Origin of the sequence: Bacillus sp. B.PNR1 (assembly GCF_030386235.1) — a bacterium.
In the GTDB taxonomy this organism is placed as follows: Bacteria; Bacillota; Bacilli; order Bacillales; family Bacillaceae; genus Bacillus; species Bacillus stercoris.
Window position 1 is genome coordinate 329,422 of the sequence record NZ_JANYMN010000001.1, and the last position, 22,557, is coordinate 351,978.

The 22,557-nt window shown below is 44.4% G+C and carries 24 protein-coding genes; 19 read left to right on the plus strand and 5 right to left on the minus strand.

What is annotated here, in order from left to right; genetic code table 11:
• Positions 1–14 precede the first annotated feature (14 nt).
• The 3 genes from safA to NZD81_RS01730 all read left to right on the plus strand — a co-directional run bounded on the left by safA (position 15) and on the right by NZD81_RS01730 (position 2,748).
• Positions 15–1,172 (plus strand): spore coat assembly protein SafA, encoded by a 1,158-nt coding sequence (gene safA, locus NZD81_RS01720; RefSeq protein ID WP_289859244.1) that lies wholly within the window; start codon positions 15–17, stop codon positions 1,170–1,172.
• 147 nt (positions 1,173–1,319) lie between these two features.
• Complete coding sequence (sgpA, locus tag NZD81_RS01725; protein ID WP_136654292.1) at positions 1,320–1,919, plus strand: spore germination protein SgpA; 600 nt, start codon at positions 1,320–1,322, stop codon at positions 1,917–1,919.
• Between the two features lie 106 nt (positions 1,920–2,025).
• Positions 2,026–2,748: a YebC/PmpR family DNA-binding transcriptional regulator gene (locus NZD81_RS01730; protein ID WP_289859246.1), complete on the plus strand. Its 723-nt coding sequence runs from the start codon at positions 2,026–2,028 to the stop codon at positions 2,746–2,748.
• A 41-nt stretch (positions 2,749–2,789) separates the two neighbouring features.
• Here the strand turns inward: NZD81_RS01730 and NZD81_RS01735 are convergent, their stop codons facing one another.
• Positions 2,790–4,244, minus strand: a complete 1,455-nt coding sequence (locus NZD81_RS01735) for an alanine/glycine:cation symporter family protein (protein WP_040082282.1) — start codon at positions 4,242–4,244, stop codon at positions 2,790–2,792.
• A gap of 282 nt (positions 4,245–4,526) precedes the next feature.
• Complete coding sequence (locus NZD81_RS01740; protein WP_354669330.1) at positions 4,527–4,949, minus strand: DUF5412 family protein; 423 nt, start codon at positions 4,947–4,949, stop codon at positions 4,527–4,529.
• Positions 4,950–5,053: 104 nt separating this feature from the next.
• Here NZD81_RS01740 and NZD81_RS01745 point away from each other — a divergent pair, with 104 nt between their 5' ends.
• Complete coding sequence (locus NZD81_RS01745; protein WP_069149983.1) at positions 5,054–5,173, plus strand: hypothetical protein; 120 nt, start codon at positions 5,054–5,056, stop codon at positions 5,171–5,173.
• Between the two features lie 47 nt (positions 5,174–5,220).
• On the opposite strand, the gene NZD81_RS01750 is transcribed toward NZD81_RS01745, so the two are convergent.
• Positions 5,221–5,868: a phosphotransferase gene (locus tag NZD81_RS01750; protein WP_282372922.1), complete on the minus strand. Its 648-nt coding sequence runs from the start codon at positions 5,866–5,868 to the stop codon at positions 5,221–5,223.
• A 236-nt stretch (positions 5,869–6,104) separates the two neighbouring features.
• Between NZD81_RS01750 and iolG the strand changes: the two genes are divergently transcribed.
• From iolG to yajC, 9 genes are all read left to right on the plus strand, one after another.
• Positions 6,105–7,130, plus strand: a complete 1,026-nt coding sequence (gene iolG / locus NZD81_RS01755; RefSeq protein ID WP_014664827.1) for an inositol 2-dehydrogenase — start codon at positions 6,105–6,107, stop codon at positions 7,128–7,130.
• Between the two features lie 70 nt (positions 7,131–7,200).
• Positions 7,201–8,508, plus strand: a complete 1,308-nt coding sequence (locus tag NZD81_RS01760; RefSeq protein WP_282372918.1) for an MFS transporter — start codon at positions 7,201–7,203, stop codon at positions 8,506–8,508.
• Positions 8,509–8,555: 47 nt separating this feature from the next.
• Positions 8,556–9,068 (plus strand): sporulation cell-cell signaling protein BofC, encoded by a 513-nt coding sequence (gene bofC / locus NZD81_RS01765; protein WP_040082284.1) that lies wholly within the window; start codon positions 8,556–8,558, stop codon positions 9,066–9,068.
• A 138-nt stretch (positions 9,069–9,206) separates the two neighbouring features.
• Positions 9,207–9,812 (plus strand): Holliday junction branch migration protein RuvA, encoded by a 606-nt coding sequence (gene ruvA, locus NZD81_RS01770; protein ID WP_014664824.1) that lies wholly within the window; start codon positions 9,207–9,209, stop codon positions 9,810–9,812.
• A gap of 10 nt (positions 9,813–9,822) precedes the next feature.
• On the plus strand, positions 9,823–10,827 hold the full coding sequence (gene ruvB / locus NZD81_RS01775) for a Holliday junction branch migration DNA helicase RuvB (protein ID WP_014664823.1): 1,005 nt from the start codon (positions 9,823–9,825) through the stop codon (positions 10,825–10,827).
• Entirely contained in the window at positions 10,820–11,020 is a 201-nt protein-coding gene (locus tag NZD81_RS01780; RefSeq protein ID WP_014664822.1) for a DUF2905 domain-containing protein, read from the plus strand. Before ruvB ends, NZD81_RS01780 begins: the two co-directional genes overlap by 8 nt.
• Positions 11,021–11,049: 29 nt before the next feature.
• Positions 11,050–12,078: a tRNA preQ1(34) S-adenosylmethionine ribosyltransferase-isomerase QueA gene (gene queA / locus NZD81_RS01785; RefSeq protein WP_069149980.1), complete on the plus strand. Its 1,029-nt coding sequence runs from the start codon at positions 11,050–11,052 to the stop codon at positions 12,076–12,078.
• A 26-nt stretch (positions 12,079–12,104) separates the two neighbouring features.
• Positions 12,105–13,250: a tRNA guanosine(34) transglycosylase Tgt gene (gene tgt / locus NZD81_RS01790; protein ID WP_014664820.1), complete on the plus strand. Its 1,146-nt coding sequence runs from the start codon at positions 12,105–12,107 to the stop codon at positions 13,248–13,250.
• 36 nt (positions 13,251–13,286) lie between these two features.
• Positions 13,287–13,553 carry a preprotein translocase subunit YajC gene (yajC, locus tag NZD81_RS01795; RefSeq protein WP_003237527.1) on the plus strand — a complete coding sequence of 89 codons (267 nt, stop codon included), beginning with the start codon at positions 13,287–13,289 and terminating at the stop codon, positions 13,551–13,553.
• Positions 13,554–13,606: 53 nt separating this feature from the next.
• Here yajC and NZD81_RS01800 read toward each other — a convergent pair whose 3' ends face one another.
• Complete coding sequence (locus tag NZD81_RS01800; protein WP_032728255.1) at positions 13,607–13,996, minus strand: TIGR04086 family membrane protein; 390 nt, start codon at positions 13,994–13,996, stop codon at positions 13,607–13,609.
• 197 nt (positions 13,997–14,193) lie between these two features.
• On the opposite strand from NZD81_RS01800, the gene NZD81_RS01805 reads away from it, so the two are divergent.
• Complete coding sequence (locus tag NZD81_RS01805; protein WP_282372911.1) at positions 14,194–14,850, plus strand: DUF421 domain-containing protein; 657 nt, start codon at positions 14,194–14,196, stop codon at positions 14,848–14,850.
• A gap of 3 nt (positions 14,851–14,853) precedes the next feature.
• Here NZD81_RS01805 and spoVB read toward each other — a convergent pair whose 3' ends face one another.
• Entirely contained in the window at positions 14,854–16,410 is a 1,557-nt protein-coding gene (spoVB, locus tag NZD81_RS01810) for a stage V sporulation protein B (RefSeq protein WP_040082292.1), read from the minus strand.
• Positions 16,411–16,525: 115 nt separating this feature from the next.
• Here spoVB and comN point away from each other — a divergent pair, with 115 nt between their 5' ends.
• From comN to recJ, 5 genes are all read left to right on the plus strand, one after another.
• The gene (comN, locus tag NZD81_RS01815) at positions 16,526–16,822 is read left to right on the plus strand and encodes a post-transcriptional regulator ComN (RefSeq protein WP_282372909.1); all 297 of its coding nucleotides are present in this window, start codon (positions 16,526–16,528) and stop codon (positions 16,820–16,822) included.
• Between the two features lie 38 nt (positions 16,823–16,860).
• Entirely contained in the window at positions 16,861–19,074 is a 2,214-nt protein-coding gene (gene secDF / locus NZD81_RS01820; protein ID WP_282372908.1) for a protein translocase subunit SecDF, read from the plus strand.
• Positions 19,075–19,234: 160 nt separating this feature from the next.
• A complete protein-coding gene (locus NZD81_RS01825; protein WP_069149975.1) occupies positions 19,235–19,732 on the plus strand; it encodes a cation:proton antiporter regulatory subunit in 498 nt (165 codons plus the stop codon).
• Between the two features lie 74 nt (positions 19,733–19,806).
• Positions 19,807–20,130, plus strand: coding sequence for a LapA family protein (locus tag NZD81_RS01830; protein WP_136654285.1), 324 nt, complete (start codon positions 19,807–19,809; stop codon positions 20,128–20,130).
• A 66-nt stretch (positions 20,131–20,196) separates the two neighbouring features.
• Positions 20,197–22,557 (plus strand): single-stranded-DNA-specific exonuclease RecJ, encoded by a 2,361-nt coding sequence (gene recJ / locus NZD81_RS01835; protein ID WP_289859260.1) that lies wholly within the window; start codon positions 20,197–20,199, stop codon positions 22,555–22,557.

Genomic DNA, 22,557 nt, shown 5'->3' on the forward strand with positions numbered 1-22,557 from the left:
AGGAGGGGAAAACGTTGAAAATCCATATCGTTCAAAAAGGCGATTCGCTCTGGAAAATAGCTGAAAAGTACGGAGTCGATGTTGAGGAAGTGAAAAAACTCAATACACAGCTTAGTAATCCAGACTTAATCATGCCTGGAATGAAAATAAAAGTTCCGTCAGAAGGCGTCCCGGTCAGAAAAGAGCCAAAAGCGGGCAAAAGTCCTGCGGCCGGGAGTGTGAAGCAAGAACATCCATATGCGAAAGAGAAGCCTAAATCCGTTGTCGACGTAGAAGACACAAAGCCGAAAGAAAAGAAGTCCGTGCCGTATGTCCCGCCGATGCCTAATTTGCAGGAAAATGTGTATCCTGAAGCTGATGTGAAAGAGTATTATGATATGAAACAGCTTTTCCAGCCTTGGTCGCCTCCTAAACCGGAGGAGCCGAAAAAACATCATGACGGAAATATAGATCATATGTATCATATGCAAGATCAATTTCCACAACAGGAGGCTATGAGTAATATGGAAAATGCAAATTATCCGAATATGCCTAATATGCCAAAGGCGCCAGAAGTAGGCGGTGTAGAAGAAGAAAACGTTCATCACACAGTTCCGAATATGCCGGCTGTTCAGCCTTATTTTCATTATCCGGCTCATTTTGTACCGTGTCCGGTGCCTATTTCGCCAATTCTTCCAGGATCCGGATTATGCTATCCGTACTATCCTGCACAAGCTTATCCAATGTATCCGATGCATGGATACCAGCCAGGCTTTGTATCGCCTCAGTATGACCCGGGTTTTGAAAACCAGCATCATGAAAACAGCCACCACGGACATTACGGTTCATACGGTGATCCGCATTACGCATCTCCGGCTTATGGATCTCCGTATGGACATATGCCTTATGGCCCTTATTATGGCACTCCCCAAGTAATGGGAGCGTACCAGCCTGCTGCGGCTCCTGGTTACATGCCGTACAAAGATCATGACGACTGCGGCTGTGACGGTGATCATCAGCCATATTTCTCTGCGCCTGGCCACTCGGGACTGGGATCTTATGGAAGTCCTAATATGCCATATGGCACAGCTAACCCAAATCCAAACCCATATTCGGCAGGAGTTTCTATGCCAATGACGAATCAGCCTTCTGTAAACCAAATGTTTGGCCGGCCGGAAGAAGAAAATGAGTGATCGTTCGGAACGATGTAAATCGTTCCTTTTTTTGTTTTCAAGCAGATCACTGCCAAATGGACAGAACTGACACGCTTAACATGCCCCCCGGACGCACATGATAAAAACGAGCAAACATGCTCAATTCGTCCACGGGGGGTTTTTCCATTGGGTAAAAAAATGACGATCGCTAGCTTGATTCTTATGACAGCCGGCTTAACAGCATGCGGAGCAAACGATAATAATGCCATGAATGATACGCGCAATAACGGCAATACCCGTCCAATCGGATATTATACAAATGAAAACGATGCTGACAGACAGGGAGACGGAATCGACCACGATGGTCCTGTTTCTGAATTAATGGAGGATCAGAACGACGGTAACCGAAACACCACGAATGTAAATAACCGTGACCGTGTTACTGCCGACGATCGCGTTCCTCTGGCTACTGATGGAACATATAACAACACGAATAACCGAAACATGAATCGGAATGTGGCGTACAACGGGTATGACAACCAAGAAAACAGAAGACTGGCGGCCAAAATTGCCAACCGTGTGAAACAAGTGAAAAACGTCAATGACACACAAGTGATGGTATCGGATGACCGAGTAGTTGTCGCAGTCAGAAGCCACAGGGATTTCACAAAGTCTGACAGAGATAATGTCGCAAAAGCTGCTCGCAACTATGCGAATGGCCGTGACGTCCAAATATCGACAGATAAAGGGCTGTTCAGAAGACTTCATAAAATGAACACCCGCTAAAGATGAAAGGCTGCCGGAAGATAGTGATATTCGGCAGCCTTTTTCTTTGCATCAGCGAATAATACCCATTAAAGTGTACATAGAAAAAGGAAAAGCAGGTGAAAACATGGCAGGCCATTCTAAGTGGAAAAACATACAAAAGAGAAAAAATGCACAGGATGCAAAGCGCGGGAAAATATTTATGAAGCTTGCGAAAGAAATCTATGAGGCAGCGAAAGAAGGCGGAGCGGATCCGGAAGCAAATTCAGCATTGCGTCTTGTTATCGAAAAAGCAAAGGGCGCCAATATGCCAAATGAAAATATAGACCGGGCCATTAAAAAAGCTGCGGGAGGCCAAGATGGAAGCAGCTATGAAGAAATCACCTACGAAGGCTACGGTCCTTCAGGGATTGCCGTCATGGTTGAATGCGTAACAGATAATAAAAACCGAACGGCGTCAAATGTGCGAACTGCCTTTAATAAAAATGGCGGAAGCCTGGGAGAAAGCGGATGTGTAGCCTTTTTATTTGAACGGAAGGGATTCATTACGATAGACCGGACTAAACAGCAAATAGAAGAAGATGAACTCATGCTTGATGTGCTGGAAGCAGGAGGAGAAGAGCTGCGGGCTGAAGAAGACCTATATGAGGTTTTAACAGAGCCTGAGCATTTTGAAGAGGTAAAAACAGCGCTCAAATCGAAATATCCAATTTCTTCAGCGGAGGTGACCATGCTCCCCAAAACCTATGCAGATGCCGATGACCAGGCTGTTGAGAAACTGGAAACATTAATAGACATCCTTGAAGATGATGATGATGTTCAAGAAGTGTATACCAATTATCGCTCATAAAAAACCGGCACGATGTCATATCGGGCCGGTTTTTAGTTTGTTTAAGAGACACGTTCATTTTCGTTAGTGTATTCTTTCTCCCAGAAATCAGCGTTTTTGATACCCAGCGCTTTCGGATCAAAGACCGGGTCTAAGCCCTGCTTCTTTTGGCGTTCATAATCCTTTAAAGCGAGAAGCGCCGGTTTGGCAAGCAGCACAATGGCAATGACATTCAGCCATACCATAATGCCAAGCCCTGCATCGCCCAATGCCCAAGCAAGTGAAGCTGTTTTCACAGTCCCATAGAACGTGGCGGCTAAAATAATCAGTTTTAAGCCGAGCATTGCCCATTTGCTTTCTCTGCCCCGTGCTAAATAAGCAATATTTGTTTCTGCGATGTAGTAATACGCCATAATTGTTGTAAATGCGAAGAAGAATAAAGCGATGGCAACAAAGCCTGCACCAAATCCGGGGAGAACACTGTCAATTGCCGCTTGTGTGAAACCAGGTCCTGCTTCTACGCCTTTAAGGTGATGGACGATAAAGGAACCATCTGCAGCCTGGGTATTGTACATACCGGTAAACAAGATCATGAAAGCTGTAGCGGAACATACAAACAAGGTGTCGATATAAACAGAAAATGCCTGAACCAGCCCCTGCTTGACCGGATGAGAAACTTCTGCAGCGGCTGCGGGATGCGGCCCTGTTCCCTGGCCGGCTTCGTTTGAGTAAATGCCGCGTTTAACACCCCAGGATATCGCCATGCCAATTAAGCCGCCAAAAGCGGAATCCAATGCAAAAGCGCTTTTGAATATCAGCGAGATCACAGCAGGCAATTCAGACACGTTCATGACAATAATAATCAAAGACAGCAGGATATATCCAAGGGCCATAAAAGGAACAATCATTTGCGCCGCATTAGCAATTCGTTTGACGCCGCCAAAAATAATAAATCCTAATAATAAAACGAGAGCACACCCTGTAATGAAAGGAGAGATGCCGAATGCATTTTTGACCCCGGCCGCAATGGAGTTGGACTGTACGCCCGGCATCAGAAGGGCCATCGCAATCAGGGCAGCAGCGGCAAATAAGACGGCAAACCACTTAATGCCTAAGCCTTTTTCTATATAATAAGCAGGGCCGCCCCGATATTGACCGTCTTGTTTCACTTTATAAATTTGGGCAAGCGTTGATTCAACAAAGGCACTCGCCGCCCCGATAAAGGCAATCGCCCACATCCAGAACACAGCGCCGGGTCCGCCAAATGCAATTGCTGTCGCCACTCCTGCGATGTTTCCTGTACCCACTCGGCCGGACAGCGCAATTGATAATGCTTGAAAAGAAGAAACGCCAGCTTCAGAGCTCTTTCCTTTAAACATCTGAACAATCATTTCTTTCAAATGTCTGACTTGTAAAAAACGGGTCATAATTGAAAAGATCAATCCAATTCCCAATAAAATATAAATGACGGGGGTACTCCATAAGATCGCGTTTAAACTAGCAACAATATCTGCCATCAAGCTTCCTCCTCACTTCCATTCGAATACATGTATAAAAAGGATTTTGGGCTAATCGAACTATTTCTACAATCGATTTGTCACATTATATGACTGATAATTATCAATAAGAAGAGGAAGGAAAAAAGAAAAAACGCGGCGTATCGATTACGCTGCGTTTTTCTGCAGAGGCCGACTTAGGGCATTTGTTATAAAATTCTTGCAACAATTAGCCTAGTTCAGTCAATCCGTATATAAAAGAACAAGCGATCACAATTGCTTGTTCTTCTTATTCATGTATCGTCACCTCACTTGTGCTTGAGGCGGTTCTTCACGGATCCAATGATCATCTTTTCGCCAATCATACGTTTCATCAGTATCGAGGTGTAATGTCTGATTGCCGATTTTCACTGTGTTGTGATTGATCCACGTCACTGCTGGACGGCTGTCCGGATAATTCCAATAGATTGTTCTCTTGACAAGTGTTTTTTCATTTACAAGTTCACCTCTGGCCGCATCTAAGCTTAAGGTGTTTTGGGATACGTAAGTGTTTAACGTATAGCTGCCGTCAGGCGATTCAACCGATTGGACGAGGTTTCCTTTCGGAACGTTTTTTAGTGAAAATAACATCCAATAAACAGCGCTGCCGAAGAATACAAGCAGCATAAACATCAACGGGACTTTACTGCGTGTCTTGATGTGACTCTCTCCCTTTTTTTCTCTCATTTTACCCTATATCGGATTCATATGATCTTTACATTTCTTTAAAATTAACTTAATAAAGGAATGATATGATGAAATAAAACCAATCAGGGTGAGGGGAGACAGAAATGAAGAAAACGTATTGTCATTCCAGCGAGAAGGACTCAGAAGCGGTCTACTTAACTGTGAGAGGCTATCGAATTAAGCTGTCGCCTGAACAAATGAAACTGATTTCTACCGTAAGATAGTAAATATACAGAACAAAGGCAGCCACACAAGCGGCTGCCTTTTTGATTTAAGAATACTTTCTTTTCCGCTGTGCGAAATGCCTTTGAAACCAATCTTTCTTATATAAAAATGCGATGATCTCCAGCCAAAAACCCGGAATCTTTTTGGGGAATATCGGTTTTTTGTAGAGTGCATGATACGCTGATTTTAAATCATTCCACTGCGTGCACGTTTTTGTCTGTTCAAATCTCGCAACATCAATCACCCGCACTGCTCCGGTTTCTGTCAGAATCAGATTCCGCAAATGGATATCTGACGGGTTCAGGCCGGCAGCCCGGGCGTCAGAAAGTGCTTCTTCAACCTGCTGAATCATGTCATCACTGATCGCAATGCCTTTCTTCAGACAGTTATAAAAGGTTTCACCTTTAATATATTCCATGAGAATAAATGAATCGCCAGTTTCGTAAATTTCAGGATAGAATGCGGACCCGGCTAATTTTTCATAGATCGCGGCTTCTTTGACTGCTGTCGCTTGATACTCCGGAAAAAATACTTTCAGCGCCATTTTCCGGCCGCCTTCTGTTAAGGCAAATACATAGGCGCTTCTACCCTTGCCGATTAGTGTTAATTCCTCGGATTTCTCTTTGACTTTATCAAATCTGCTGTTTTTGCGGTATATGACTGAATGGGCCAGTTCCTCTGCTTTTGTCAGCATTTCATTCACCTTCTTTGCTCTATTTTATGCAGTCGTTTATAGGAAAATCATAAACTGTTCAGGAAAAAGAGCCTAATTCTAGTGTATCTGGTCTTGGAGAAGAAGGCTACTTATAAGCATAAATTGTGATAAAAGAGACATAGAGCGTTTATTTCCATTCTTGAAAAGCGCTTACAAATGGGATAGTATTAATTTTAAATAAAGCGCTTTCGTGAATATTCAAGGGGGAACATGCGATGACAAAACAGATTGTGACAGGGATTATCGGTGCAGGCCGCATCGGCAAACTTCATGTTCAAAATATAAGCCGGATTCCTCACATGAAATTAAAAGCAATCTCTGATATTCAGGCGAGCCGTATAAAAAGCTGGGCCGACAGTCATCAGATTGAATACATAACTTCTGATTATCGTGATTTATTACATGATCCTGAAATTGATGCTGTTTTTATTTGCTCACCTACAGCCGTACATGCTCAGATGATCAGAGAAGCAGCCGAAGCGAAAAAGCATATTTTTTGTGAGAAGCCCGTTAGTTTCTCTCTAGATGAAACAAGAGAAGCGCTTGCGGCCGTCCGGAAACATGGAGTAACACTTCAAGTCGGTTTTAACCGCCGCTTTGATCCTCATTTTAAGAAAATCAAAACAGTTGTTGAAAATGGTGAAATCGGTACACCTCACTTATTAAAAATCACGTCTCGGGATCCAGAACCCCCGAATATAGATTATGTCCGCATGTCAGGCGGCTTGTTTATGGATATGTCAATCCATGATTTTGATATGGCCAGATATATTATGGGAAGCGAAGTGACAGAAGTGTATGCAAAAGGGGCGGCTCTGGTGAATCCTTCTTTTGCGGAGCTGGGCGATATTGATACAGCTGTTATTACACTGACTTTTGAAAACGGTGCCATGGCCGTGATTGATAACAGCCGCCAAGCAGTGTACGGATATGACCAGCGGGTAGAGGTTTTCGGGACGAAAGGCTCTGCAGCGGCGGACAATAGCAGGCCGACGACGGTTGAAGTGTCAACCGCTGATTTTGTGATGAAGGATAAACCGCATTTCTTTTTCCTTGAACGCTATAAGGATGCGTATGAGGAGGAGATTCTCCGTTTTGCAGAAGCGATCGGCACAAATCAGGAGACTGCCTGCACCGGCAATGACGGTTTACAGGCCGAACGAATTGCCAGAGCAGCACAGCAATCGCTTGCTTTTGGCATGCCTGTCAGTATTGAGCACACTGAAAAAATCGCTTTTTAATCAAAAAGGATTACAATTCCGCAAGCTTGGGTATATACTCCATTGATACTTTAAGTAGGCGGTGGAGAAAATGAATACAGTACATGCTAAAGGAAATGTTTTGAACAAAATCGGAATTCCTTCTCACATGGTTTGGGGTTATATTGGCGTTGTCATCTTTATGGTTGGAGACGGCCTCGAACAAGGCTGGCTGTCTCCTTTTCTCGTGGATCATGGTCTCAGTATGCAGCAATCCGCATCGTTATTTACCATGTACGGCATTGCTGTCACCATCTCGGCTTGGCTTTCAGGAACGTTTGTGCAAACGTGGGGGCCGAGAAAAACGATGACGATCGGATTGCTTGCGTTTATCCTCGGTTCGGCCGCTTTTATCGGCTGGGCGATTCCTCATATGTATTATCCGGCTCTCTTAGGCAGCTATGCCCTTAGAGGCTTGGGATATCCGCTGTTTGCATACTCTTTTCTCGTGTGGGTATCATACAGCACCTCTCAAAAAATTCTCGGAAAAGCTGTCGGCTGGTTTTGGTTTATGTTTACGTGCGGCCTTAACGTACTCGGCCCGTTCTATTCCAGCTATGCAGTTCCTGCCTTTGGAGAAATCAATACGCTTTGGAGTGCATTGCTGTTTGTGGCGGCAGGCGGATTTCTGGCCTTATTTTTTAACAAAGATAAATTTACCCCAGCAAAAAAACAAGATCAGCCGAAATGGAAAGAACTGTCGAAGGCATTTACAATTATGTTTGAAAACCCTAAGGTCGGCATCGGCGGAGTGGTCAAAACGATTAATGCAATAGGACAATTTGGATTTGCCATCTTTCTTCCGACTTATTTAGCACATTACGGGTATTCGGTTTCGGAATGGCTGCAAATTTGGGGGACGCTCTTTTTTGTGAATATTGTGTTTAATATCATTTTTGGCGCAGTTGGAGATAAACTTGGCTGGCGCAATACCGTCATGTGGTTTGGCGGTGTCGGATGCGGCATTTTTACGCTGGCGCTTTATTACACGCCTCAGATGATCGGGCATCAGTATTGGGTGATGATGATGATCGCCTGCTGCTACGGCGCGGCATTAGCCGGCTACGTTCCATTAAGCGCTCTTTTGCCAACGCTTGCGCCTGATAATAAAGGCGCTGCCATGTCAGTGTTGAATTTGGGATCTGGTTTGTGTGCGTTTATCGCGCCGGGTATCGTGAGCCTTTTCATTGGACCGCTCGGTGCAGGCGGCGTAATTTGGATCTTTGCGGCATTGTATTTTTTCAGTGCTTTTCTGACGCAATTCTTGACAATTCCTGAGCAAGGAACAGAGGTGTATACGGAGGAACGGTTTATCAGGGAAAATGTGCAGACAAATTTTGATAAAACGGTTAAGCAGTAGCCTCTTTGGTCAAACTAATCATAAACGTGTGCAAAGAGGTGTAGAGGGTGAAACGATTCAGCACGGCGTATCTTTTGCTGGGCATTCTTTGCTCAGCCGCAGTATTTCAAATAGGCGCTCCTTCCCGCGCGCTTGGCGCGGAAGTGGAGCACTATGAACCGCTGCAAGTACATGTGCAGCTTGAAAAGGTGTATTTGGACGGCGATGTCAGCATTGAGCATAAGCGTGAAAAAGTGCTTTCCATGGATGATTTTTGGGCGGCTTATGCCGGATGGACGCTTGTGGAACAAAAAAAGGGATATGTGCTCTTCCGGAAGCAAATGGACGATATTTCTCCGCTCAGCAAAGTGAACGGGTATATCGGTGTATCGGATAATGGAGTGATTTCCACTTTTCATGGGCGGCCTGAGCCAGCTTCCGAACCCATTCAGTCTTTTTTTCAAATTGATTTAGAAAGGCTGGAAAGCCACATGCAAAAAAATCTGTTGAAAGGCATTCCTTTTCGGACAAAAGCGGAGTTCGAGGATGTCATCGAACATATTAAGACATACAGCGGGTAACGTCATCTGATTGAAGACATGTATTCATGTCTTTTTTTTCGTGAAAGAATGAGAGAGAAGCGAACGTATGTTAACTTTTCTATAAGACTTTGGCTGTTTTTATGGTACAATGAAGAACAGTCAAAGAGGTGAATGTGCGTGATTGAATTTGTTAAAGGGACGATTGATTATGTATCTCCCCAATATATCGTCATAGAGAACGGAGGCATCGGCTATCAGATTTTTACGCCGAATCCGTTTATATATAAGGAGAGAAACCAAGAAACGATTTTTACATATCATCATATCAGAGAGGATGCTTTTTCGCTTTACGGTTTTTCAACGAGAGAGGAGAAGGCGCTCTTTACAAAACTGTTAAACGTGACCGGAATTGGGCCGAAAGGAGCACTTGCCATCTTGGGCTCGGGTGATCCGGGAGCGGTCATCCAAGCAATTGAAAATGAGGATGAAGCTTTTTTGGTCAAGTTTCCTGGAGTAGGAAAGAAAACCGCACGCCAGATTATTCTAGATTTAAAAGGAAAGCTGGCAGATGTTGTGCCTGAAATGATTGAAAATCTGTTTAATCATGAAGAAAGGCTTGAAAAGCAAACAGCGGAAACGGCTCTCGAAGAAGCACTTGAAGCCCTCAGGGTTCTCGGATATGCTGAAAAAGAAATCAAAAAGGTGCTTCCTCACCTTAAAGAAGAAATTGGGCTGACAACAGACCAATATGTGAAAAAAGCATTACAAAAACTATTAAAGTAAGGTGATGTTCATGGATGAACGGCTCGTCTCAAGTGAAGCAGACAACCATGAATCAGTGATAGAGCAAAGCCTGAGGCCGCAAAATCTGGCACAGTATATCGGACAGCATAAGGTGAAAGAAAATTTACGCGTGTTTATAGATGCGGCGAAAATGAGACAGGAGACGCTGGATCATGTTCTTCTGTACGGACCGCCCGGACTTGGGAAAACAACGCTGGCTTCCATTGTTGCAAATGAAATGGGAGTGGAATTGCGGACGACATCAGGGCCTGCGATTGAAAGGCCTGGTGATTTGGCTGCTATATTAACGGCGCTTGAACCGGGAGATGTATTATTTATTGATGAAATACATAGGCTGCACAGATCGATTGAAGAGGTGCTTTATCCTGCAATGGAAGACTTTTGCCTGGATATTGTGATCGGCAAAGGCCCTTCTGCCCGCTCAGTGCGGCTTGACCTGCCGCCGTTTACGCTGGTGGGAGCTACGACGAGGGTAGGGCTATTGACGGCTCCTTTAAGAGACAGATTCGGCGTCATGTCACGCCTTGAATACTATACACAAGAAGAACTGGCCGATATTGTCACGAGAACTGCGGATGTATTTGAGGTTGAGATTGATAAACCGTCTGCTCTTGAAATTGCAAGGAGATCTAGAGGTACGCCGCGCGTGGCGAACCGCCTGCTGAGAAGGGTGCGCGATTTCGCCCAAGTCCTGGGTGACAGCCGGATTACGGAAGACATTTCTCAGGATGCGCTGGAGCGGCTTCAGGTTGACCGTCTCGGTTTGGATCATATTGATCATAAGCTGTTGATGGGCATGATCGAAAAATTTAACGGCGGGCCAGTGGGCCTTGATACGATTTCCGCTACGATCGGCGAGGAATCGCATACGATTGAAGACGTATATGAACCATATCTGCTGCAAATTGGATTTATCCAAAGAACGCCGCGTGGAAGGATCGTGACACCGGCCGTTTATCATCATTTCCAAATGGAGGCTCCCCGATATGACTGAGTTTCCTAAGATCATGATGATTCTTGGTGCTGTTTTGCTTATCATCGGAGCAGTTTTACATTTTGTCGGCAAGCTGCCGGGAGATATTTTTGTGAAAAAAGGAAATGTCACGTTTTTCTTCCCGGTTGTCACTTGTATTATCATAAGTGTGGTATTATCAATTTTGCTTAATCTTTTCGGCAGAATGAAATAACAAAAGACTAGAATAAAGGTGAAGTTATCATGAAAGTCGATTTATTTGATTTTGAACTACCGGAACGTTTAATTGCACAAGTACCGTTGGAGCAGCGCGATGCTTCAAGGCTGATGGTGCTTGATAAACATACAGGAGAGCTGACTGACAGCTCGTTTAAACACATTATCAGCTTTTTTAACGAAGGAGATTGTCTTGTGCTGAACAATACCCGTGTGCTGCCTGCGCGGTTATTCGGCACAAAAGAGGATACCGGTGCGAAAGTGGAGCTTCTTTTGTTGAAACAAGAAACCGGCGATAAATGGGAAACACTTGCGAAACCGGCGAAACGGGTGAAAATAGGAACCGTTGTCACATTTGGAGACGGAAGATTGAAGGCAGTTTGCACGGAAGAGCTGGAGCATGGCGGCAGAAAAATGGAATTTCAATATGACGGTATTTTCTACGAGGTGCTGGAATCCCTTGGAGAGATGCCGCTTCCGCCATATATCAAAGAACAGCTTGATGACAAAGAGCGCTACCAGACCGTGTATTCAAAAGAAATCGGCTCTGCCGCTGCGCCTACAGCAGGCCTTCACTTCACGGAAGAAATTTTACAGCAGCTGAAAGATAAAGGTGTGCAAATTGAGTTCATCACACTCCACGTTGGCCTTGGAACATTTCGCCCTGTGAGTGCCGATGAAGTGGAAGAGCATAATATGCATGCAGAGTTTTATCAAATGTCGGAAGAAACGGCTGCGGCTTTAAACAAAGTAAGAGAAAATGGCGGCAGGATCATTTCTGTCGGCACGACCTCGACACGCACGCTTGAAACGATTGCTGGGGAACATGACGGGCAATTTAAAGCATCGAGCGGCTGGACATCTATTTTTATTTATCCAGGCTATGAATTTAAAGCCATTGACGGAATGATTACAAACTTCCATTTGCCGAAATCGTCATTGATTATGCTGGTCAGCGCGCTTGCTGGAAGAGAAAACATTCTGCGTGCCTATAACCATGCGGTGGAAGAGGAATACCGTTTCTTCAGCTTCGGAGACGCGATGCTGATTATCTAATTTGAGAACAGGAGGCCTCATTAAAAGTGGCTGAACAACCAATACGCTATGAATTTATAAAAGAATGCAAACAAACAGGAGCGCGGCTGGGCAAAGTGCATACGCCTCACGGCTCCTTTGAAACGCCGGTTTTTATGCCGGTTGGCACACTGGCGACAGTCAAAACAATGGCGCCTGAAGAGCTGAAAGCAATGGATGCGGGCATCATTTTAAGCAATACCTATCATCTATGGCTGCGTCCGGGTCACGATATTGTCAAAGAAGCGGGCGGGCTTCATAAGTTTATGAACTGGGACCGCGCCATTTTAACAGATTCAGGCGGTTTTCAGGTCTTTTCTTTAAGCAAGTTTCGTAATATAGAGGAAGAGGGCGTCCATTTTCGCAACCACCTAAATGGGGACAAGCTGTTTTTATCTCCGGAAAAAGCGATGGAGATCCAAAACGCACTCGGCTCCGATATTATGATGGCGTTTGACGAATGTCCGCCATACCCGGCGGAGTACGACTACATGAAGAGGTCAGTTGAACGGACAAGCCGTTGGGCGGAACGTTGCCTGAATGCCCACAATCGTCAGGATGAACAAGGGCTGTTTGGTATTGTACAAGGCGGAGAATATGAAGATCTGCGCACACAAAGTGCGAAGGACTTGATTTCCCTTGATTTTCCGGGATATGCTATAGGCGGATTGTCTGTAGGTGAACCGAAGGATGTCATGAACCGTGTACTCGAATTTACAACACCGCTCTTGCCGAAGGATAAACCGAGATATTTGATGGGAGTAGGTTCTCCGGATGCACTGATCGACGGAGCGATCCGCGGGGTCGATATGTTTGACTGTGTGCTGCCTACACGGATTGCAAGAAACGGCACAGTGTTTACTGCTGAAGGACGACTCAATATGAAAAATGCGAAATTTGAAAGAGACTTCCGTCCGATTGATGAAGAGTGTGATTGCTATACATGTAAAAACTACACTCGCGCATACATTAGGCACTTGATTCGCTGCAATGAAACATTCGGCCTTCGATTAACAACTTACCATAACCTTCATTTTCTGTTACACTTAATGGAGCAGGTAAGACAGGCTATTCGCGAGGATCGTCTGGGTGATTTCAGAGAAGAGTTCTTTGAGCGTTACGGCTATAACAAGCCAAATGCGAAAAGCTTCTAAATAAACATAACAGGCTTACAGAAAGGGGTGAAAATGATGACTGGCACTTTAGGTACATTGGTTCCTATTATTTTAATGTTTGCGGTCCTTTACTTCTTGCTGATTCGTCCTCAGCAAAAGCAGCAAAAGGCTGTACGCCAAATGCAGGAAGAACTGAAAAAAGGCGATTCAGTAGTGACAATCGGGGGATTGCACGGTACTGTTGACTCGATCGATGAGAGCAAAGTCGTAATTAAGACTGGTGAAAACACACGTCTTACGTTCGACCGCCGCGCGATCAGAGAAGTTTCTGCTGCTGAATAACAGCAGGAGCTATACATAGCAAACAAAAAAAGAGCGGGTGAGCCCGCTCTTTTTTATGTGGAAGACCTGTTTCCCCTTATGTTTACGCCGAAAATCCCGCCCAGCATGCACACCCCTAAAAACCCCAGATGGAAGAGCAGCTGTTCTGCCGTAAATGTCTTTCCAAATCCTAAATACTGAAACAATAAAATAATCAGAGAAAAACTTAAAGCAGTCAATGCGCCAATCATCCAGCCTCTTTCCTTGCCTTTCCCGCCTGAAATGAATCCGCCAATAAATAAAGAGAGAAATGAGATAGCGGTGATCAGCCAGTTAAATGATGACTCTTCCAGCGAGGTTGCGGTCAATAAAAGTGAAACCGCTAAACTTGTCAGGAGCATGGCTGAAAATATGGCGATTAAGCCGTAAAGAATGCCTTTTCCAACTTGTTTCGTTTCCTCCATGATTGTCTCCTCTCTGCCTGTATTAAAAGGCTTCTGTTCTTTTTGTACAAAACCGTCAGACATGCTGATGGCTCGTCTTTGTAAAAATGTATTCCCTTAACCCTTGAATTAGACGTAAAAGCTTTATGAAATACAATCGGTTTTTCTTACATAAATTGTTCGTTTTGTTGCATCCTATGACGAGTCGGAGGTGCATGATGGAAGAGCTTCTCACTATTGCGTTTCGCACAATCGTATTGTATTTTGTGATACTGATCATTTTTCGTTTCATGGGCAAACGGGAGATCGGGGAGCTTAGCATTTTAGACCTCGTTGTCTTTATCATGATGGCTGAAATTGCCGTTTTGGCCATAGAAAACGTAGAAGATCATTTGTTTCACACCATTTTGCCAATGCTTGTATTAATGGTTATTCAAGTGACATTCGCATACCTATCTTTAAAAAATCGAAAAGTCCGCCAGCTTCTTGACGGTAAGCCGACCATAATTATTAAATATGGGAAAATTGACGAAGACGCCATGAGATCACAGCGGTATAATTTTGATGATTTAATGGTTCAGCTCAGAGAAAATAGTATCGACAGAGTAGCTGATGTATCATTTGCCATTTTAGAACCGTCGGGCAAACTGACTATTGTAAAGAAAGAAAATAGCGGAGAGCATCGGCAGCTCGATTTGCCGCTCATCCTTGACGGCTCCATTCAAACCGAAAACCTGTACAGAATCGGTAAAGATAAACAATGGCTGCTTGAAAATTTGCAAAAACACGGGTACACAGACCCTTCAGATATTTCATTTTGCTCGTTTACAGACGGAGAATTATTTATTGATGAAAAAGATGGGCACCGTACGTGACCATTATCGGATGATCAAACGTCCGATAATGGGAATGCGGCGAAGCTCATCTTTTTTAATTAAACGGAAAACGAGCAGGAGGGCAATGTAAATAGCGGCGCTCACCGCAATCCATCCAGCGAGATTCACAGCCTCAGATGCTCCAAAACGAATATATTGTTTGATGGCGGAGCTGATGAATCCGCTAATCACAATAACAGCGAAGCTGAGTGCGTATTCCTTAATTTTAATGCTGATCGGCAGCACTTTGCTTACGGTTGCTGCATGCAATAGCGTGACGAGCACCATGCCTGTAACAATGGCCAATGCCGCCCCCATAATGCCAAGAGACGGCCTTGTGGCTAGGACAAAAATAAGACCTGTTTTGACAAGCGCTCCGATTAAGCTGTTCATCATCGCAGCTCCTGCCAAATTAAGCGCCTGCAGCACAGCTTGAAGCGGGCCTTGGAAATAATAAAGCAAAAAAAACGGGGCCATCACTTTTATAAATACAGCTGCGCTTGAGGAACCGTACATCACTCTCATCAGTTCATCCGCAAATACAAATAAAATAACAACTGAAATGCCTCCGCTGAGCAGACAGAGACGCATCGCCTGTTCCAAGCGGTATTCCACCACCTGCAATTTTTTCTGCTCCATTCCTTCACTGATCGCAGGAACAAGCGCGGTCGACAAAGAATATGTAATAAAGCTGGGCAGAGTCAGCAGAGTCATGGCAAAGCCGGTAAGTTCACCGTATTGCTTTGTTGCGGAAATTGTCGCCACACCTGCAATGGCAAGGCTTTGAGCGACGACAATCGGCTCGAAAAACCAAGAAAGGTTTCCGATAAAGCGGCTCCCGGTAGTTGGAAGGGATACGCTCATTAATTGGGTAAAGGTTTGTTTTCCATTTTTAATTGACTGGAAAAAATGCTTTCTGATTTTAATTGTTTTTTTATACTTAAAGCAAACGAATAAATAAAGAAGGGATGCCAGCTCACCTGCCACTGAGGATAGCATGGCCCCCGCTGCAGCATATTCAATTCCGTAAGGGAGAAAAATCGTTGTGCAGACAGCAACGAGTGAAATACGGACGACCTGTTCAAGGACTTGTGACATAGCGAGCGGGTTCATATTCTGTTTTCCTTGAAAGTACCCCCTCAGCACACTCGATATAGCAATAATCGGCACAACCGGCGTAATGGCCAGAAGCGGGTACAGTGTTCGCTTATCTGTCAGCATCGTTTCAGCCATAACCGGGGCGAAAAACAGAAACAGCGGTGTAAAGATGAGGCTGAGCACTCCCGTGATGGTCAGAGACATGACTAAAATGTTTTTCGTTTTTTGATGATCTCCGCGCGCACTGGCTTCAGCGACAAGCTTGCTGATCGCGACCGGCAGACCGAATTGAGTTAATGTAGTGGCCAAGAAAAAGGTAGGCGCCGCCATCATGTAAAGCCCGACCCCCTCTTCACCGATAAAACGAGCGATAACCACCCGGTTGACAAACCCGAGCATTCTTGTAACCATTCCTGCTGCGATAAGAATAAGAGTGCCCTTTAAAAACGTCTGTTTCGCCATTTTTACCCCCTGCCTTCTCAAACTACCTGGAATCATATACAATAAAGATATGCGTATATATCGTCCAAGCATGACAAGTCTTCATGAAAAACAATAAAAAAGGAGCGTGGAATTCATGGAGAAGCATCCCGCAGATCTATATAAAGACCACGTCAGGCCGTTTCTTTACAGCAAACTGGAAGAGTTTAAGATTCTCGGGTATGATGATGTTGAACTTGAAAGTTTGTGGTCATACTTAACAAATAAGAAGTGGAAAAAGAAAATGGAACTGAGCATTTATGAACTGGCGAGTGATATTTTATCAGTGAAAATTGGCGAATTTATGAATTATGCAACCGTTGAGTCATTCAAAACGTCTAATTGGCTGGGCAGTGAAGAAGGACAGGAAGCATTGGAAGAACTGCTGAGATAGCAGATTGATTCGCACAGGTTTAAGGGAGGATATACATAATGAAAAAAGGACGCTTGATTGCGTTTTTCCTTTTCGTTTTATTGATCGGCACGGGCTTGGGCTACTTTACGAAGCCTGCCGCGAACAATATTACGTTAGGATTGGATTTGCAAGGCGGATTTGAGGTGCTGTATGATGTACAGCCTGTAAAAAAAGGTGACAAAATCACAAAAGACGTTCTGGTCAGCACAGTAGAGGCGTTGAACCGCCGGGCCAATGTTCTCGGTGTCAGCGAACCGAACATCCAAATTGAAGGAAATAACCGGATTCGCGTTCAGCTCGCTGGGGTGACAAACCAAAACAGAGCGCGTGAAATTCTGGCAACTGAAGCGCAGCTTTCTTTCAGAGATACGAATGACAAAGAATTGCTGAATGGCTCCGACCTCGTCGAAAACGGAGCTAAACAAACATATGACGCCAAAACAAATGAACCGATTGTCAGCATTAAACTGAAAGATGCTGATAAATTCGGCGAAGTGACCAAAAAGGTCATGAAAATGGCGCCAAACAACCAGCTTGTCATTTGGATGGATTATGAAAAAGGGGATTCCTTTAAAAAAGAGGTTCAAAAAGAGCACCCTAAATACGTATCAGCTCCAAATGTAAGTCAAGAATTAAACACAACAGACGTTACAATAGAAGGGAAATTTACGGTTCAAGAAGCGAAAGATTTAGCCAGCATTTTAAACGCAGGTGCACTTCCTGTGAAACTGACTGAAAAGTATTCGACATCAGTAGGCGCACAATTTGGACAGCAGGCTCTCCATGATACAGTGTTTGCCGGTATTGTCGGTATCGCAATTATTTTCTTATTTATGCTTTTCTATTACCGTCTGCCGGGATTTATCGCGGTGATTACGCTATCCGTTTATATCTACATTACACTCCAGGTCTTTGACTGGATGAATGCCGTACTTACGCTTCCGGGAATTGCCGCTCTCATTTTAGGTGTCGGGATGGCTGTTGACGCCAACATTATTACCTATGAGCGGATTAAAGAAGAGCTCAAGCTAGGAAAGTCAGTCCGCTCTGCCTTCCGTTCAGGAAACAGACGGTCATTTGCGACGATTTTTGACGCGAATATTACAACCATTATTGCAGCGGTTGTGCTCTTTATCTTTGGGACAAGCTCTGTTAAAGGGTTTGCGACAATGCTGATCCTATCGATTTTGACAAGCTTTATCACTGCCGTTTTCTTATCGAGATTTCTACTCGCTCTCCTTGTGGAAAGCAGATGGCTTGATCGGAAAAAAGGCTGGTTTGGCGTTAATAAGAAGCATATTATGGATATTCAGGATACGGACGAAAATACAGAGCCGCATACGCCGTTCCAAAAATGGGATTTCACGAGCAAACGCAAATATTTCTTTATTTTCTCCAGTGCGGTCACGATTGCCGGGATTATTATCCTGCTTGTGTTCAAGCTGAATCTTGGCATTGACTTCGCAAGCGGTGCACGGATAGAAGTGCAAAGTGACCATAAGCTGACGACAGAGCAAGTTGAGAAGGATTTTGAATCTCTGGGTATGGACCCTGATACTGTTGTTCTGTCGGGTGAAAAGAGCAATATCGGTGTTGCCCGTTTTGTTGGAGTGCCTGATAAAGAAACGATTGCCAAAGTAAAAACGCACTTTAAAGACAAATACGGAACAGAGCCGAATGTCAGCACAGTTTCACCGACAGTCGGCAAAGAGCTGGCAAGAAATGCGCTGTACGCAGTTGCTATAGCTTCTATTGGCATCATCATTTACGTTTCAATCCGATTCGAATACAAAATGGCGATTGCCGCAATCGCTTCACTGCTATATGACGCATTCTTTATCGTCACGTTCTTCAGTATTACAAGGCTGGAGGTAGATGTTACGTTCATTGCGGCCGTCTTGACGATTATCGGGTATTCGATTAACGATACAATTGTTACATTTGACAGGATTCGCGAGCATATGAAAAAGCGCAAGCCGAAAACATTTGCCGACCTGAACCATATTGTAAACCTAAGCCTGCAGCAAACCTTTACACGTTCAATCAACACGGTATTAACTGTTTTGATTGTTGTTGTGGCATTGCTGATCTTTGGAGCATCTTCTATTTCTAACTTCTCAATTGCTTTATTGATCGGGCTGTTAACAGGCGTTTATTCCTCTCTCTACATTGCCGCGCAGATTTGGCTTGGATGGAAAGGAAAAGAATTGAAAAAAGATCCGGCGCAATAAAAAAACAAAACAGGCTGTCCTCTGGGGGACAGCCTGTTTTTTGAAGTTTCATTGAACTTAAAACAGGCATTTGCTATAATGACATACGCTTACATTTAAACATATATATGGTGTTAAACGTGTTTGTGACTGGTTTTCAGATATGTAGGAGGGTTTATATATGAGGGTTCGCGAATCAGAGCTGCCGGGCATAGGACAAAAAGTTGAAATGGTTACTAGAAACCGTGATAAAATTTCAATTATCATTCATCATGACGGACGGAGAGAGCTTTACTATTTTGACGAAAACGACCATGAAGAATGTGTTGCCTCCATGCAGCTTGATGACGCTGAAGCAAGGCAGATTTCTGCAATTCTTGGCGGAATGGCATATAAACCGAAAGCAATAGAACAGGTTGAGTTAGCCCTTGATGATTTCATGATAGAGTGGTGTAAAGCGGAAGCAGGAGCGCCTGCCATTCATCAGACGATTGGTGATTTGGATGTGGGGCAGGAATATCATGTGACGGTCATTGCAATGATTAAGAAGAATCAGGATAAACAACTAAATCCGAGCTCTGAAACAATCATTGATGAAGGCGATACACTTGTCATGTCCGGTGAGGGAAGCGGACTGAAGAGGCTGATCCGGGAAAAATTGACCGCAAACATGGCTTAACCTAGTGTTAAGCCATGTTTAAAACCAGTCTTGATAGGGAAAGTTACCTCAATAAAAAGTTTGGGGGAAAGAGAATGAATAAACAATGGACCATTATTTTCGCACTTATTTTTACCTTAATTGTCGCTATTTTTGCAGTCATTAATGTTCGATCCGTAGAAGTTGATTACCTGTTTGGCAGGTCAGAATGGCCGCTTATTCTTGTTATTTTAGGCTCGGTTTTAATGGGAGCGCTCATTGTATTTTCTGTCGGCATTTTTCAGGTGATGAAATTAAAGCGGGAAATCAAAACACTGCGGAAAGAAAATAGAACTGCAATCCATAAACAAGAGGATACCCAGCTTGCTGATCAGATCGACACACAGGATGCTTCAGCCATGATTGAGAAAAAAGACTAGTTTTCGAATATTATTTGAAACCCTTCAGCCTGCTCTAGTATAATAGGGTGGTTGAGGGGTGAATTTATGTTAGCGTCAAAAATGCGATGGGAAATCCAGCGACCAGATCAGGATAAGGTCAAATCACTCACAGAACAATTGCATATAACACCTCTTGTTGCGTCCCTGCTTGTAAAAAGAGGCTTTGATACGGCAGAAAGCGCTAGGCTGTTTTTACATACAAAGGATGCCGATTTTTATGATCCTTTTGAAATGAAAGGCATGAAAGAAGCGGCAGATCGAATAAAACAGGCGATTTCACAACAAGAACAGATTATGATATATGGCGATTATGACGCCGATGGGGTTACCAGTACGTCAGTGATGCTTCACACGCTGCAAAAACTATCGGCTCAAGTTGATTTTTATATACCTGACCGTTTTAAAGAAGGCTATGGACCTAATGAACAGGCGTTTCGTTCGATTAAAGAACGGGGCTTCTCTTTGATCATTACGGTTGATACAGGAATTGCCGCTGTGCATGAAGCGAAGGTGGCGAAAGAACTCGGGCTGGATGTCATCATTACAGATCATCATGAACCGGGACCGGAGCTTCCGGATGTCCATGCGATCGTCCACCCGAAGCAGCCGGGCTGCACTTACCCGTTTAAAGAGCTTGCAGGGGTCGGAGTCGCGTTTAAGCTAGCCCATGCTTTATTGGGTGAACTTCCGGATGAACTGCTTGACCTGGCGGCAATCGGCACCATTGCTGATCTTGTCCCGCTGCATGACGAAAACAGATTAATTGCAACACTAGGACTTGAAAGGCTTCGACGGACAAATCGGCTCGGCTTAAAAGAGCTGATTAAGCTGTCAGGCGGAGACATCGGAGAAGCGAACGAAGAAACAGTCGGATTTCAGCTCGCACCAAGGCTGAATGCCGTCGGAAGAATCGAACAGGCGGATCCCGCTGTTCATTTGCTTATGTCAGAGGATTCGTTTGAAGCGGAAGAGCTTGCCGCAGAAATTGACCAGCTGAACAAAGAGCGCCAAAAAATGGTCAGTAAAATGACGGATGAAGCGATTGAAATGGTTGAACGGCAAGGGCTCGATCAAACTGCAATTGTCGTGGCAAAAGCCGGATGGAACCCGGGAGTCGTCGGGATTGTGGCCTCAAAGCTTGTGGACCGTTTCTATCGCCCTGCTATTGTGCTTGGCATTGATGAAGAAAAGGGGATCGCTAAAGGTTCGGCCCGAAGCATCAGGGGATTTAATTTATTTGAGAGCCTTTCTGAATGCAGGGATATTCTTCCTCATTTCGGCGGCCATCCAATGGCGGCGGGGATGACGCTGAAAGCCGAAGATGTGTCGGATTTGCGAAGCAGGCTGAATGAAATAGCGGACAATACGCTTACGGAAGAGGATTTTGTTCCTGTACAGGAAGTCGACCTTGTCTGCAGCGTCGAGGACATTACAGTTGAAAGCATCACAGAAATGAACATGCTTTCTCCTTTTGGCATGCTGAACCCGAAACCGCACGTTCTCGTAGAAAACGCAGTACTGGAAGATGTCCGCAAGATAGGGGCAAATAAAACTCATGTCAAAATGACGATTAAAAATGAGTCGTCTCAGCTTGATTGCGTCGGTTTTAATAAAGGCGAGCTCGAAGAAGGCATCGTACCGGGATCAAGAATTTCCATTGTCGGTGAGATGTCAATCAACGAATGGAACAATCGGAAAAAACCGCAGCTTATGATAAAGGATGCCGCTGTTTCTGAATGGCAGCTGTTTGATTTAAGGGGAAAACGGACGTGGGAAGATACAGTTTCCGCCCTTCCATCTGCTAAACGGGCCATTGTCTCTTTCAAAGAAGACTCAACAACACTTCTTCAAACTGAAGGCCTTCGTCAAGAAGTGCAGGTCATCAGCTCAGAAGATCAAGCAAAGGCGTTTGACCTCGATGGTGCATATATTGTATTGCTGGATCCGCCGCCTTCGTTGGACATGCTCGCACGTTTGCTGGAAGGAAAGGCGCCTGAGCGGATATATTTTATTTTTCTCAATCATGAGGACCACTTTTTATCGACTTTTCCCGCAAGAGACCACTTTAAATGGTATTATGCGTTCTTGCTGAAAAGAGGCGCTTTTGATGTGAAAAAACACGGTTCAGAGCTTGCAAAACATAAAGGCTGGCCCGTTGAAACAATCAATTTCATGACAAAGGTGTTTTTTGATCTCGGTTTTGTTAAAATAGAGAATGGTGTGCTGTCTGTTGTGAGCGGAGCAAAGAAACGCGACTTAACAGACTCACAAACATATCAGGTGAAACAGCAGCTGATGGAACTGGATCAAAAGCTGAATTATTCTTCTGCTGAAGAGCTGAAGGAATGGCTGAATAAGCTGATGAAACAAGATTCAGAGGCTTATGAAAGTACGAGGAGGACATAA